Annotated in this window: 12 protein-coding genes and 1 pseudogene; 6 read left to right on the forward strand and 7 right to left on the reverse strand. The window is 60.9% G+C overall.

Going from position 1 to position 13201, the window contains the following annotated elements; translation table 11 throughout:
- The first annotated feature begins 54 nt into the window (after nucleotides 1–54).
- The 4 genes from KGA82_RS29005 (at nucleotide 55) to KGA82_RS29020 (ending at nucleotide 3116) form a co-directional block, all read left to right on the forward strand.
- Nucleotides 55–330 carry a DUF493 domain-containing protein gene (locus KGA82_RS29005; protein WP_008022933.1) on the forward strand — a complete coding sequence of 92 codons (276 nt, stop codon included), beginning with the start codon at nucleotides 55–57 and terminating at the stop codon, nucleotides 328–330.
- A complete protein-coding gene (gene lipB, locus KGA82_RS29010) occupies nucleotides 330–977 on the forward strand; it encodes a lipoyl(octanoyl) transferase LipB (RefSeq protein WP_008044547.1) in 648 nt (215 codons plus the stop codon). Before KGA82_RS29005 ends, lipB begins: the two co-directional genes overlap by 1 nt.
- Before the next feature lies 1 nt (nucleotide 978).
- Nucleotides 979–2004 carry a lipoyl synthase gene (gene lipA / locus KGA82_RS29015; protein ID WP_008035102.1) on the forward strand — a complete coding sequence of 342 codons (1026 nt, stop codon included), beginning with the start codon at nucleotides 979–981 and terminating at the stop codon, nucleotides 2002–2004.
- A gap of 161 nt (nucleotides 2005–2165) precedes the next feature.
- Nucleotides 2166–3116 carry an LD-carboxypeptidase gene (locus KGA82_RS29020; protein WP_223453275.1) on the forward strand — a complete coding sequence of 317 codons (951 nt, stop codon included), beginning with the start codon at nucleotides 2166–2168 and terminating at the stop codon, nucleotides 3114–3116.
- 94 nt (nucleotides 3117–3210) lie between these two features.
- On the opposite strand, the gene KGA82_RS29025 is transcribed toward KGA82_RS29020, so the two are convergent.
- The 5 genes and pseudogenes from KGA82_RS29025 to leuS form a co-directional block, all read right to left on the reverse strand.
- Entirely contained in the window at nucleotides 3211–4533 is a 1323-nt protein-coding gene (locus KGA82_RS29025; RefSeq protein WP_223453276.1) for a lytic murein transglycosylase, read from the reverse strand.
- A 62-nt stretch (nucleotides 4534–4595) separates the two neighbouring features.
- Nucleotides 4596–4760: an alternative ribosome rescue factor ArfA gene (gene arfA, locus KGA82_RS29030; protein WP_008035105.1), complete on the reverse strand. Its 165-nt coding sequence runs from the start codon at nucleotides 4758–4760 to the stop codon at nucleotides 4596–4598.
- 103 nt (nucleotides 4761–4863) lie between these two features.
- Nucleotides 4864–5895, reverse strand: a pseudogene (holA, locus tag KGA82_RS29035) (DNA polymerase III subunit delta); the annotation flags it as partial.
- A 39-nt stretch (nucleotides 5896–5934) separates the two neighbouring features.
- Nucleotides 5935–6540, reverse strand: coding sequence for an LPS assembly lipoprotein LptE (gene lptE, locus KGA82_RS29040; RefSeq protein WP_223453277.1), 606 nt, complete (start codon nucleotides 6538–6540; stop codon nucleotides 5935–5937).
- Nucleotides 6541–6627: 87 nt separating this feature from the next.
- A complete protein-coding gene (gene leuS / locus KGA82_RS29045; RefSeq protein ID WP_223453278.1) occupies nucleotides 6628–9234 on the reverse strand; it encodes a leucine--tRNA ligase in 2607 nt (868 codons plus the stop codon).
- A 279-nt stretch (nucleotides 9235–9513) separates the two neighbouring features.
- Between leuS and KGA82_RS29050 the strand changes: the two genes are divergently transcribed.
- The gene (locus tag KGA82_RS29050) at nucleotides 9514–9834 is read left to right on the forward strand and encodes a hypothetical protein (RefSeq protein WP_008044553.1); all 321 of its coding nucleotides are present in this window, start codon (nucleotides 9514–9516) and stop codon (nucleotides 9832–9834) included.
- A 107-nt stretch (nucleotides 9835–9941) separates the two neighbouring features.
- Nucleotides 9942–10703: a YdcF family protein gene (locus KGA82_RS29055; protein ID WP_223453279.1), complete on the forward strand. Its 762-nt coding sequence runs from the start codon at nucleotides 9942–9944 to the stop codon at nucleotides 10701–10703.
- Between the two features lie 125 nt (nucleotides 10704–10828).
- Here the strand turns inward: KGA82_RS29055 and lnt are convergent, their stop codons facing one another.
- Entirely contained in the window at nucleotides 10829–12352 is a 1524-nt protein-coding gene (gene lnt, locus KGA82_RS29060; RefSeq protein ID WP_223453280.1) for an apolipoprotein N-acyltransferase, read from the reverse strand.
- A gap of 8 nt (nucleotides 12353–12360) precedes the next feature.
- A complete protein-coding gene (locus KGA82_RS29065) occupies nucleotides 12361–13200 on the reverse strand; it encodes an HlyC/CorC family transporter (protein ID WP_008035118.1) in 840 nt (279 codons plus the stop codon).
- Between the last annotated feature and the right edge of the window lies 1 nt (nucleotide 13201).

The raw sequence follows: 13201 nt of genomic DNA on the forward strand, positions 1-13201 counted from the left end.
CCGGCGCGGGGTCATGCCCGTCGCCACGGCTTACGCTTACGAGGCCGTTACGCCATGACCGATACTGAAGTAAAGGCGCCCAAGATCGAATTCCCCAACGTTGATTACCCGGTTAAGGTGATCAGCGATACCGGTGTTGGCAACAAAGACAGGATCATCGAGATCGTCAAGAAACACGCGACGATCAACCATGACCGTGTGGATGAACGCCAAAGCACCAACGGCAAATACACCACGATTCAATTGCACATCGTCGCCACCGACCAGGACCAGCTGTACAACATCAACAGCGAACTGCGGGCTACCGGCTTCGTGCACATGGTGCTGTGATGTCTGGCACGCTGGGCTTTCGCGAGCTCGGCCAGATGGCGTACGAGCCGGTCTGGCATGCCATGCAACGTTTCACCAACGAACGCGGCAGCGATGCCGCGGACGAAATCTGGCTGGTTGAGCACCCACCGGTGTTCACTCAGGGCCAGGCCGGCAAGGCCGAGCACTTGTTGCTGCCGGGGGATATTCCGGTGGTGCAGGTCGATCGCGGTGGTCAGGTGACTTATCACGGTCCCGGCCAGTTGGTCGCCTATCTGTTGCTCGATGTGCGCAAGCTGGGTTTTGGCGTGCGTGACCTGGTCACCCGCATGGAACTCTGCCTGATCGAGCTGCTGGCCAGCTACGGTGTGACGGCTGCGGCCAAGCCGGATGCACCGGGTGTCTACGTCGATGGGGCGAAAATCGCTTCCCTGGGTCTGCGGATCCGCCACGGTTGTTCCTTTCATGGCCTGGCCCTGAACGTGGACATGAACCTGGAACCGTTTCGACGGATTAATCCCTGCGGCTACGCCGGGCTGGCGATGACCCAGCTGAGCGATCACGCAGGATCGATTGAATTTGCCGAGGTAAGTGCCCGGCTGCGCGCGCAGCTCGTCAAACACCTCGACTATGCTGAGCAGACGACCCTAACGGGCGGAATCGACTGATATGACTACTGATGCAGTGCAAACCATGATCCCGACGCTGGATGTCACCGAGCGTCCGGCCCCGCGTGCCAAGGTTGAAGCCGGCGTCAAGCTGCGCGGCGCCGAGAAGGTTGCACGCATCCCGGTAAAGATCATTCCTACCACCGAACTGCCGAAGAAACCTGACTGGATCCGCGTGCGCATCCCGGTTTCCCCGGAAGTCGACCGCATCAAGGCGTTGCTGCGCAAACACAAGCTGCACAGCGTGTGCGAAGAAGCGTCCTGCCCGAACCTGGGCGAGTGCTTCTCCGGCGGCACCGCGACTTTCATGATCATGGGCGACATCTGCACCCGTCGCTGCCCGTTCTGCGACGTTGGCCACGGCCGTCCGAAACCACTGGACGTGAATGAGCCGGAAAGCCTGGCCATTGCCATCGCCGACCTGAAACTGAAATACGTAGTGATCACTTCGGTTGACCGCGATGACCTGCGTGACGGCGGTGCCCAGCACTTTGCCGACTGCATCCGCGAAATCCGCAAGCTGTCGCCGAACGTGCAGCTCGAAACCCTGGTTCCGGATTACCGTGGGCGCATGGACGTGGCGCTGGAAATCACCGCCGCCGAGCCACCGGATGTGTTCAACCACAACCTGGAAACCGTGCCGCGCCTGTACAAGGCTGCGCGTCCGGGTTCGGACTACCAGTGGTCGCTGACCTTGCTGCAACGCTTCAAGCAGATGATGCCGCACATTCCGACCAAGTCCGGCCTGATGCTGGGTCTGGGCGAGACCGACGAAGAAGTCATCGAAGTCATGAAGCGCATGCGCGAGCACGACATCGACATGCTGACCCTCGGCCAGTACCTGCAACCGTCCCGCAGCCACTTGCCGGTGCAGCGTTTCGTGCACCCGGACACCTTCGCCTGGTTCGCCGAGGAAGGTTACAAGATGGGCTTCAAGAACGTCGCTTCCGGTCCGCTGGTACGTTCCTCGTACCACGCCGACGAGCAGGCGAAGCTGGTTAAAGCTGAACTGATCTCGTCGTTGTAACAAAACGCCCGCAAGGCTTTTCAGCCTTGCGGGCATTTTTTTTGGCCGTGCCTACGGCAACTACAGTCTTTTCCTGCACGCTGTGGGGCGACTGTCCCTCTTCTGTTTATTCCCGTTCCTGACTACTGTGTGCAGAAGCTTTCGCGCAGGGAGATTCATGGATGACCGTTCGACCGACCCACACTCTTTTTCCCCATAAACCCGTTCCGGCCTTGCCCTCGCAAGGGCTGATCGGCGTCATTGCGCCCGCAGGCCCCGCTGCACTGGACACCGATAAGGCCATCAGCTGGATGCGCGCGCGCGGTTACGCGTTGCGGATTTTCCCAGGTGTGTATGAGCAGGATGGCTACCTGGCCGGCAGTGACGACGTGCGGCTCAATGACCTGCACGCCGCGTTCGCGGACAGCGAGGTCGATGCGATCATTTGCCTGCGCGGTGGTTACGGCACGCCGCGTTTGCTCGATCGCATTGATTTCGAACTATTGCAGAACAACGCCAAGCCGTTCATCGGCTACAGCGATATCACGGCGCTGCACCTGGCGATCAGCCGTTATGCCGGGTTCGTGACTTTTCATGGCCCGCTGCTCAACGCTGATTTGTTGGGGGACAAGCAAAAACCTACCGAGTCCTCGTTTTTCAACATGCTCAGGGGGCAGGTGAAGGCGGGCAGTGTGTTGACGCACCCGGTGGCTTACCCGTTGACCACAATCGAGCCTGGCATCGCTCACGGGCGCTTGCTGGGCGGTAACTTGTCGATGATTGCCGCGACCATGGGCACGCCTTATGAAATCGAGGCCGAGGGCGTCATCCTGTTTATCGAGGACATCAACGAGCCGTTGTACCGCATTGATCGGCTGCTGACTCATCTGCGGCTCGCAGGCACGCTGGGCAAGTTGCGCGGGGTTCTGGTGGGGGATGTGGCGGGGGTTGATTCGATTGCGCTGGAGCGGTTGCTCAAGCAGACGTTCGAGCCGTTGCGGATTCCGGTGTTGTCGGGGTGGCGCAGCGGGCATTGCGATCCGAACCTGACGTTGCCGATGGGGGCGCTGGTCCGGTTGGATGCGGGCAATAAGGAATTGGTGTTGGAGCAGGATGTAGTCATCAAGCGATAGTTCTACAGCGCCTGATAGTCAGTCTTCGCGGGCAAGCCTCGCTCCTACAGGTTATGCGCGAACCCTGTAGGAGCGAGGCTTGCCCGCGAAGCTTTTAGCGGTTTCTCAGGCCTTCGAGCAACTTGTGCGTCGGATACCCGTCCGCCGGCCAGCCAAACGACTGCTGGGCGCTGCGGATCGCTTTGCGGGTGTTGGCGCCGATGATGCCGTCGGCGGTGCCCGCGTCATACTTCTGCGCGCTCAACAGGTTTTGCAGCTCGATCCGTTCGGTACGGCTCAGCGGCAAATCATCCTTGGGCCAGGTGCCATTGATGAATCCCGCGCCATTGAAGCGTCCGGCCAACAAACTGACGGCCAGCGCATAGGACGACGAGTTGTTGTACTTGAGGATCGCACGGAAGTTGTCGAGCACCAGGAATGCCGGGCCACGATAGCCCGCCGGCAGCAGCAGGGCCGCCGACAGGTGTTCCGCACCGGCCGGAACCTGGCCGCCGTTAGGCAGCGTGACGCCCAATTGCTGCCATTCGGCGACGCTCTTGCGAATCGAGCCATCGGCCAGCACGTAGTTGAAGCTGCCCGGCAGCTGCACTTCAAAACCCCATGGCTGGCCTTTCTGCCAGCCAGAGCTTTGCAGGTAGTGCGCGGTCGACGCCAGGGCGTCGGCGGAGCTGCCCCAGATGTCGCGACGGCCGTCGCCATCAAAGTCCACGGCGTGGGTGTTGTAGGTGGTCGGGATGAACTGGGTCTGGCCCATGGCGCCGGCCCAGGAGCCGAGCATTTTCTCCGGCGCGATGTCGCCCTGTTGCAGGATCTGCAGGGCCGCGATCAATTGCGCGTGGGCGAAACCAGGGCGCCGGCCTTCGTAGGCCAGGGTCGCCAGGGAGTTGATCACCGACTTGCTGCCCTGAAACTGGCCGAAGTTACTTTCCATGCCCCACACCGCAACCAGTGCCTGACGATCGACGCCGTAGCGTTGTTCGATACTTTGCAGGATGTCGGCGTACTGGCTGACCAGTGCCTGACCTTTGCGCACGCGCAGCGGCGACAGGGCGCCATCGAGGTATTCCCAGACAGGGCGGGAAAACTCCGGTTGGCTGCGGTCGGCACGGATCACGCTGGTGTCCAGGCTGACATTGGCGAAGGCGCGGTCGAACAGGTCGGCGCGGATGCCGGCGGCCAGCGCATCCTTGCGGAAACCCGCCTGCCATTCGGCGAAGGTCTGGGTTGGCTGGATGTCGAGATTTTCACCGGTCGGCACCACGGGCGGGATCACCGCTGGGGCTGTCGCGACGGGAAGGGTCTGAAGCGGTTGGGCGTCGGCGGCGGTCGGTTTTTCCGCGCAGGCGACAAGCAGAACGAGGCTGGAGGCAGCAATCAATTGGCGCAAATGCCAACGACGGGAAATACAAAGGGGCATGCACGGGTCCAGGGAATACGGATCAGGTGCAGACCTTAACATGTTGAGCGATGGCTTGCCTTTCAGGCCGCCAGAAAGTAAGAAGCCTCCCAGTTGTCAGACTGGAAGGCTTCGCGGCGGTAGCTGCCTTTGCCCTTGCCGGCTCGTTCCTGACGGCTGCGGAACAGTGGCTGGGCGATGATGGATTTGGCCTTGTTGGGGCCATGTTTAGATGGCTTTTTGCTCATGATCAGATCTCTCGATTGAGTGGGGTTTTGCGGGGGGAAATAATCTGCCGAAGTTGGGGTTCTGTCTAGACCCCGCATTGCGTAGGACCTTTCGGACGCCATTCGCGGGCAACGACAATCTCTGCCCAGCCATCAACAACGACAACCGACTCAAACTCATCCACGGCGAACCCGCCGCCTGACCTTTGATCTGTGCGTCGATGCGCTGTGCTTCCAACAACAACTGTGCCCAGCGTTGCGCCGAGTAACGTTGCAAGGCTTTGCTCATCAGCGGTTTGCGTTTGTCCCAGACCGGCGGTCGGGCAGAGCTGAAGGCCTTGTCCAGCGGCACGCCCTGGCTGTATTGCAGCGAGAGGTTGGCCAGCAAGCGCAGTTCCCGGGCCAGCGCCCAGAGAATCACCGGCGGTTCGACGCCTTCACCGCGCAGCCCTTCGAGCATGCGCAGGGCGTGAGCGGCCTCGCCGTTGAGAATCGCATCGGTCAGGCCGAAGACATCGAAGCGCGCGCTGTCGGCCACTGCGGCTTGCACGGTTTCGACGGTAATCTGCCCGCCTTCGGCCATCAGCTTGAGCTTTTCGATCTCTTGCGCGGCCGCCAGCAAGTTGCCCTCGACTCGCGCGGCGATCAGTTCCACGGCGTCCTGGCTGGCGGACAGGCCGGCCTGGGACAAGCGCTGCCGGATCCAGCCCGGCAACTGGCTGGCGTCCACCGGCCAGATTTGCACGAACTGAGTGTGCTGGCCTTCGACCAGCGCCTTGCCCCACTTGGTTTTCTGCGCGCTGCCATCGAGCTTCGGCAGGCTGATCAGCAACACGGTGTCTTCGGCGGGTCGCGAGCAGTATTCGATGAATGCGGCTGCGCCTTTGTCACCGGGTTTGCCGGACGGCAGACGCAGTTCCAGCAGGCGTTTTTCAGCGAACAACGACATGCTTGCGCCGGCTTGCAGCAGCGTTCCCCAGTCGAAACTGGCTTCGGCGGCGAACACCTGGCGTTCATCGAAGCCCTGTTGACGGGCGGCTGCGCGAATGGCGTCGGCGGCTTCCTGACACAGCAGCGGATCATCGCCACTGATGATGTAGACCGGCGCGAGCGCACCTTGCAGGTGTTTGGCGAGTTGGGCGGGGGCGAGTTTCATAGGCGAGGGCAAACGGGGCGCCTGAGCGCCCCGTAAGTCTTATTGCTGCGGGATTTCGACAGGCGACTGACGCGGCGTTTCCGCTTCAGCCTTTTGCGTTGCTTCCAGTGCCGCGGCTTCAGCCTTGACCCTGGCTTCGGCGGTCTGTTGCAACTGATCCAACTGAGCTGGCGTGAGCTGTTGCAGACGGATCATCATGCGTTGAACCATTTCACGACGCGTGTCCTTGCGGGCATCGGCGGCTTCCTGGTCGGAGCCCACCAGGTTGTTGCCGTCGTGAATGAAGACTCGCTGCATTTCAATCTTGTCGCTCACCAGCAGCAGGTTGCCCTGACCCAGGATGACGTAGTCGACCACGGTAGTCAGCTCATACTCGCCAGTACGGCCGGCGCCTGCGTAGCTGAGAATGCGCTGGGATTCTTTTTCATCGGCCAGCACCAGTTTGTAAGGTGCGCCGCTGTGGACATTGATGCCGCTGTTTTTCAGCACCTGACGCATGAGCGTCACGGTTTCGCCGTAGGAATTGCGTGCGCTCAGGTCGATTTCCTTGATCGCCATTTCATAGGTGCCGGTGCCGCGCAGCTGGAAACCGCAGGCGCTCAACAGGACCGCGAGGCCCATCACCAGCAAATTGCGTTTGATCATCTTGTTGCTCCCCTTGAAACCATGTGGGCCGATCATGCGGCCCGAAAGGTTTTACTCGGCGCCAGGCTCACCTGGCGCCTGATCCAATTAGCTGGCGACGATATTGACCAGTTTCCCGGGCACTACGATCACTTTACGAATAGTCAGGCCATCGACAAAACGCAGCACGTTTTCGTTGATACGGGCAGCGGCTTCGATCTCTTCACGAGTCGCGCTGGCCGGCATTTCGATCTGGCCGCGCAGCTTGCCGTTGACCTGGATAACCAGTGTCAGGCTGTCCTGCACCAGTGCGCTGTCGTCCAGCACTGGCCAACCGGCGTCGATCACCGGATCGGCGTGACCCAGGCGATGCCACAGCTCATGGCTGATGTGCGGGGTGATCGGAGCCAGAAGCAGCGTCACGGTTTCCAGACCTTCGTGAACCAGCGCGCGATCCTGTTCGGTCGCTTGCGGGGCTTTTTCCAACACGTTCATCAGCGTCATCACCTGGGCGATGGCGGTGTTGAATTTGTGGTTCTGGCCAACGTCGTGGCTGGCCTGTTTGATGGCCTGGTGGATCGAACGGCGAATGACTTTCTGCTCGTCGTTCAGGCTGGCGATGTCCAGTTTGCCCGGCAGACCCTGAGTCACGTGTGCTTGAGCCAGACGCCAGACGCGCTTGAGGAAGCGGTGCGAACCTTCTACACCGGAGTCGGACCATTCCGCGCTCATGTCAGGCGGCGAGGCGAACATCATGAACAGGCGGCAGGTGTCTGCGCCGAACTGGTCAATCATCGACTGAGGGTCGACGCCGTTGTTCTTTGACTTGGCCATCTTCTCGGTGCCACCGATTTCCACCGGCAGGCCGTCGGCGATCAACTTGGCGCTGATGACCTTGGCCTTGCTGTCGCGTTCGAGTTCGACGTCCGCCGGGTTGAACCAGGTGTAAGCACCATTGGCTTCGCGACGATAGTAAGTCTCGGCGATCACCATGCCCTGGGTCAGCAGGTTCTTGAACGGCTCGTTGGAACTCACCAGGCCTTCGTCACGCATCAGCTTGTGGAAGAAGCGCGCGTAGAGCAGGTGAAGAATCGCGTGTTCGATGCCGCCGATGTACTGATCCACCGGCAGCCAATGGTCGGCCGCGGATTTCTCCACCAGGCCGCCTTCATAGTGCGGCGAGGCGTAACGGGCGTAGTACCACGAGGACTCGACGAAGGTGTCCATGGTGTCGGTTTCACGCTTGGCCGGTGCGCCGCATTTCGGGCAAGTGCACTCGTAGAACTCGGGCATGCGGGCCAATGGCGAACCGGCGCCGTCCGGAACCACATCTTCCGGCAGTACGACAGGCAGTTGGTCTTCCGGGACCGGCACGTCACCGCAGGTGCCGCAGTGGATGATCGGGATCGGGCAGCCCCAGTAACGCTGGCGGCTGATGCCCCAGTCGCGCAGGCGGAACTGGGTACGCGAGGCGCCGAGGTTTTTCTTGATCAGCGCAACTTCAATGGCGTCGAAAGCGCCTGCGAAGTCGAGGCCGTCAAATTCGCCGGAGTTGATCAGCGTGCCATGTTCGCCGTAGGCGTCTTGCCACGGCGCCGGGTTGGTGTCACCTGAACTGGTGCGCACCACCGATTTGACCGGCAGGTTGTACTTGTGGGCGAACTCGAAATCACGCTCGTCGTGCGCTGGAACCGCCATGACAGCGCCGTCGCCGTAGTGCATCAGCACATAGTTGGCGACCCAAACCGGCAGCTTCTCGCCGGTCAGTGGGTGCTCGACGAACAGGCCGGTCGGCAGGCCTTTTTTCTCTTGGGTGGCGACGTCGGCTTCAGCGACGCTGCCGCCCTTGCATTCAGCGATGAACGCTTGCAGCTCGGGATTGTTCTGTGCGGCCAGGGTGGCCAGGTGGTGTTCGGCGGCCACGGCGACGTAGGTCGCGCCCATCAGGGTGTCCGGACGGGTGGTGAAGACTTTCAGCGCGCCGGTTTCGCCGATGGAATCGACGTTGTACGGGAACTGCACTTCCATGCCGCGGGACTTGCCGATCCAGTTGCGCTGCATGGTCTTGACCTGTTCAGGCCAGCCCGGCAGATCGTCGAGACTCTCCAGCAGTTCATCCGCGTACGCGGTGATCTTGAAGTAGTACATCGGGATTTCGCGTTTTTCGATCAGCGCGCCGGAACGCCAGCCGCGACCGTCGATCACTTGCTCGTTGGCCAGGACGGTCTGGTCGACCGGGTCCCAGTTCACGGTGCCGCTCTTTTTGTAGATCACGCCTTTTTCGAACAGGCGAGTGAACAGCCATTGTTCCCAGCGGTAGTAATCGGGCTTGCAGGTGGTCACTTCACGCGACCAGTCCACCGCCAGGCCCAGGCTGCGCAGCTGGTTTTTCATGTAGGCGATGTTTTCGTAGGTCCACTTGGCGGGCGCTACGTTGTTCTTCATCGCGGCGTTTTCCGCCGGCATGCCGAAGGCGTCCCAACCCATGGGTTGCAGGACGTTCTTGCCTTGCATGCGCTGGTAGCGGGAGATCACGTCGCCGATGGTGTAGTTGCGCACATGCCCCATGTGTAGCTTGCCGCTGGGGTAAGGGAACATCGACAGGCAATAGAACGTCTCCTTGCCTGGCTGTTCACTGACTTCAAAGGACTTTTGCTCGTCCCAGAACGACTGGGCGGCGGCTTCGATTTCACGGGGCTGATATTGTTCGTGCATGGCTACTTTTGAACTGAATAGGGGTGGCCTAATCCTCTTCAATGCGACGCTGGACGGTGATCACGCCAAATCGGCGTTTCGGTGCCCAGACGAGCTGGAAGTGGAGTTACAGGAAGCGCCGTAGCATACATGACCGCACTCTACCGAGGGAAACCCTGATTACTGCCGCGCGTCTCGCAGAAATGGCTGCGAGGGCCGTTGGTCGCGGCGTTCAGCCGGTTTGTTCATGGAAGCTAAGCTCTAAATGGGGAGTGAGTCTTATCTTCAATGAGGTGAGGGATGGTTGAGTCACAGCAAAAAGTTACAAAACCGGAGTTGTACGAAAGACTGATCGATCGTCTGGGATTGGCCTTGGACGCGGCAAAAACCGCTGGCCGGTTGCGCGATGAACGTCCCCTGGAGCTGGAGCTGCGTGGCCTGAGCCCCGCAGAGTTTGAACTGGTCAAGGCGTATCTGGATCGCAGTGAACGTGAAACACACGGATGCTTGTCAGAAGCAGTGAAGCAACTCGACGCACCACGTTCGGCCAAGATCATCTGGCTCAAGGACAAGGCACCCGGCAAAGACGCGGTAAAGGTCCGGTCTCTGCAATTCAAGTAAGGGCACTTGAACCCATGGCGTATGGTTTTTTAAAGCATAGTCCTTTCGCATTTGTTGTCGCATTGCGTCAACCCACTTAGGCTTCGGGCATCTTCAGGAGATGCTCGATGCCTTTTCGTTACTTCGTTAAAAACCTTCTCATGCCGCCCGGCATTTTGTTGCTGTTGCTGGTGCTTGCCTGGTGGTTTCGCCGCTCAAGACCGCGCCTGGCCGGTGTGTGCTTTGCGCTTGGGGCGGGCGGCTTCTGGCTGATGAGCCTGCCGGTGGCTGTGCAATGGGGCGCCAAAGCCCTGGAGCGCGAGCCGCCGCTGGCTCGCGAGGAGTGGGCAACCCTGGCTCAGCGCGCCGACGCGATCATCGTGCTTGGTGCGGGGCGCGAACGTGGCGACCTGGCCTGGGGCGCCGACCAGCCGACCGGTGTCGCGCTGGAGCGCGAACGCTATGCGGCGCGGCTGGCGAAGGCGTCGGGCTTGCCGATCCTGACCAGCGGCGGATTGCATTACGGGACACCTCCGAGCGAAGCCAGGTTGATGGCCGATTCGTTGCGCGATGATTTCGGCGTGACCGTGCGCTGGCAGGAAGAGCGCAGCCGCACCACGTGGGAGAACGCTCTATTCAGTGCTGAGATGTTGCTGCCGCAGGGGATCAAGCGTGTTGTGGTCGTGACGCAGGCCTGGCATATGCCGCGGTCAGTCTGGAGTTTTCAGAAAGCCGGCTTTGAGGTGGTGCCCGCGCCGGTAGCGTTTCTGGGCGTGGACAATGCCCGGCCGCTGGGCGGCTGGATGCCGGAGTTCAAGTCGATCTGGCAGAGCGGGCAGTTGTTGAATGAGGCGGTGGGGCAGGTGGGGTATTCGTTGTTTTACCGATAACCCAAAGCTCACCCATTTCCTGTAGGAGCGAGCTTGCTCGCGATGGGCGTGAACGATGACGCGTGTTTGCGGGAAACAGGCGCCGCTTTCAAACTCATCGCGAGCAAGCTCGCTCCTACAGAGATTCAGACGGTTTTGGCCATCCGGTTCGCGACCAGCGCCCAGCCGAACAACAACACGCACACGATGATCAGCGGCCACGAACGCCATTCAAGATACGGTGTCAGGTTGTGCATTGGCACCACTTCGCCATACAGAATGCCGCGTTCGAACTGTGGGATCTGGACAGTGATCTGCCCAAACGGGTTGATCAGGCCGGTGACGCCGTTGTTGGTGGCGCGGATCATCCAGCGACCGGCCTCAAGTGCGCGCATCTGCGCCATCTGCAAGTGTTGCAGCGGGCCGATGGAAGTGCCAAACCAGGTGTCGTTGCTGATGGTCAGCAACAGATCGCTGCGAGCGGCAAGGCTGGCGGCGAATTCCGGATAAACCACCTCGTAGCAGATGAACGGCGCAATCTGATAACCCTTGGCTTGCAGCATCGCCTGATCGGCGGGGCCGCGGGCAAAGTCCGACATCGGCAAATCGAAGAAGGCGATCAGCCCGCGCAGCACTTCCTGCAACGGTACGTACTCACCGAACGGCACCAGTTTCTGCTTGAGGTACGTGCCATCGCCTTCACCCACTACGGTAATGCCGTTGTAGAAGCGCTTCTGGTGGTGGACTTCTTCACGGATCGGTACGCCGGTAATCAGCGCGCTCTTACGTTCCGCGGCGAAGTTTCCCATCATGTTCAGGTAGCCCTGGGCGGATTCCTTGAGCACCGGGACGGCGGTTTCCGGCCAGATCAGCAGGTCGACCGGTTTGGAGCTGAAGCTCATGTCGCGGTACAGCGCCAGTTGCGCATTGAGCTGCGCCGGGTCCCACTTCATGCTTTGTTCGATATTGCCTTGAATCGCCGCGACGCTCAGCGGCTCACCGGCCGGGGTGGTCCAGGCATGGCCCTTGAGTGCGATGCCGGCGACCCAAGGGCCGAGCAACAGCAATACGCCGGCGGCGATGAAGGCTTTACGCCCCGCTTTCACCAGGCGCAAGGCGTTGTAGATCAGTGCGGCGGTCAGGGCCAGGATGAAGGAAATCAGCCACATCCCGCCCACCGGGGCGAGTCCGGCCAACGGGCCGTCGAGCTGGCTGTAACCGGAGTAGAGCCACGGGAAACCGGTCAGGAACCAGCCACGAAACGCTTCCTGGCCGACCCACAACGCCGCAAATGCCAGGGCATCGGCCAGCGGCGCCTCGTTGCGTCGCAGCCAGCGCGCCCAGATCCAGGCGGGCAGGGCGAAAAACCAGGCAATCGCTGCGGTGAAGAGCAGCATCAGGAACCCGGCCAGCAGCACGGAAGCGCCACCGAAGTTGTGAATGCTGTAGTAGATCCAGCTGGTGCCCGCGCCAAACAGGCCAAAACCGAAACACCAGCCACGGCCAAGGGCCTGACGTGGGTTCAGTTCGCGCAAGCCGGCATAAAAGAACCCGACCGCCAGCAATGCCAACGGCCAGATATCGAACGGCGCCAGGGCCAGGGTGGTGAGTGCGCCGGCCGCCACGGCCAGCAGGTTACCGGGCCAGCCGGGGCGGGTTACGCGGAGCATGTCAGTCCTTAACGGGCAATTGGAGTCAGGCGCAAAAGGTGGATTCGACGGCTGTCCGCATTGAGGATACGGAAGCGGTAAGGGCCGATTTCAGTGATTTCGTTGCGTTTTGGCAAGTGCCCGAACGCGCTCATCACCAGGCCGCCAACGGTGTCGAATTCGTCGTCGGAGAACTCGCTGTCGAAGAATTCGTTGAAGTTCTCGATCGGCGTCAGGGCCTTGACCAGGAAATCACCGCTGGGCAGCGGCTTGATGTAGCTGTCTTCCTCGACGTCATGCTCGTCCTCGATGTCGCCGACGATCTGTTCCAGCACGTCTTCGATGGTCACCAGACCCGCCACGCCGCCGTATTCGTCGATGACGATGGCCATGTGGTTGTGGTTGGCGCGGAATTCGCGCAGCAGCACGTTCAGGCGCTTGGACTCGGGCACGAAGGTGGCCGGGCGCAGCAGGTCCTTGATGTTGAAGCTGTCACCGTTCTCCCTGAGGATCAACGGCAGCAAGTCCTTGGCCAGCAACACGCCCATCACGTCATCGTGGCTTTCGCCAATGACGGGGTAACGGGAGTGGGCCGAGTCGACCACGGCGGGCAAAAACTCGCGGGGTGTCTGGGTTGCCTTGATGCTGATCATCTGCGAGCGCGGGACCATGATGTCCCGTACTTGCAGGTCTGCAACCTGGATGGCGCCTTCGACGATGGCCAGCGCTTCGCTGTCCAGCAACTTGTTTTGATGTGCATCGCGCAGGAGCTCCAACAGCTCCTGACGGTTCTTCGGCTCGTGGGCAAAAGCCTGGGTGAGCTTACCCAGCCATGACTTCTGCCCGTTGCTCGATCGATCTTCGCTCATA

Origin of the sequence: Pseudomonas sp. BF-RE-22, from assembly GCF_019956155.1 — a bacterium.
Classification (GTDB): domain Bacteria; phylum Pseudomonadota; class Gammaproteobacteria; order Pseudomonadales; family Pseudomonadaceae; genus Aquipseudomonas; species Aquipseudomonas migulae.

What these genes read in the sequence shown, in the direction of transcription:
- lptE (WP_223453277.1), bottom strand. Translation starts at nt 6,540, where the DNA reads ATGATCAAACGCAATTTGCTGGTGATGGGCCTCGCGGTCCTGTTGAGC.
- lnt (WP_223453280.1), bottom strand. Translation starts at nt 12,352, where the DNA reads ATGCTCCGCGTAACCCGCCCCGGCTGGCCCGGTAACCTGCTGGCCGTG.
- KGA82_RS29055 (WP_223453279.1), top strand. Translation starts at nt 9,942, where the DNA reads ATGCCTTTTCGTTACTTCGTTAAAAACCTTCTCATGCCGCCCGGCATT.
- KGA82_RS29005 (WP_008022933.1), top strand. Translation starts at nt 55, where the DNA reads ATGACCGATACTGAAGTAAAGGCGCCCAAGATCGAATTCCCCAACGTT.
- arfA (WP_008035105.1), bottom strand. Translation starts at nt 4,760, where the DNA reads ATGAGCAAAAAGCCATCTAAACATGGCCCCAACAAGGCCAAATCCATC.
- KGA82_RS29020 (WP_223453275.1), top strand. Translation starts at nt 2,166, where the DNA reads ATGACCGTTCGACCGACCCACACTCTTTTTCCCCATAAACCCGTTCCG.
- leuS (WP_223453278.1), bottom strand. Translation starts at nt 9,234, where the DNA reads ATGCACGAACAATATCAGCCCCGTGAAATCGAAGCCGCCGCCCAGTCG.
- KGA82_RS29050 (WP_008044553.1), top strand. Translation starts at nt 9,514, where the DNA reads ATGGTTGAGTCACAGCAAAAAGTTACAAAACCGGAGTTGTACGAAAGA.
- lipA (WP_008035102.1), top strand. Translation starts at nt 979, where the DNA reads ATGACTACTGATGCAGTGCAAACCATGATCCCGACGCTGGATGTCACC.
- KGA82_RS29065 (WP_008035118.1), bottom strand. Translation starts at nt 13,200, where the DNA reads ATGAGCGAAGATCGATCGAGCAACGGGCAGAAGTCATGGCTGGGTAAG.
- KGA82_RS29025 (WP_223453276.1), bottom strand. Translation starts at nt 4,533, where the DNA reads ATGCCCCTTTGTATTTCCCGTCGTTGGCATTTGCGCCAATTGATTGCT.
- lipB (WP_008044547.1), top strand. Translation starts at nt 330, where the DNA reads ATGTCTGGCACGCTGGGCTTTCGCGAGCTCGGCCAGATGGCGTACGAG.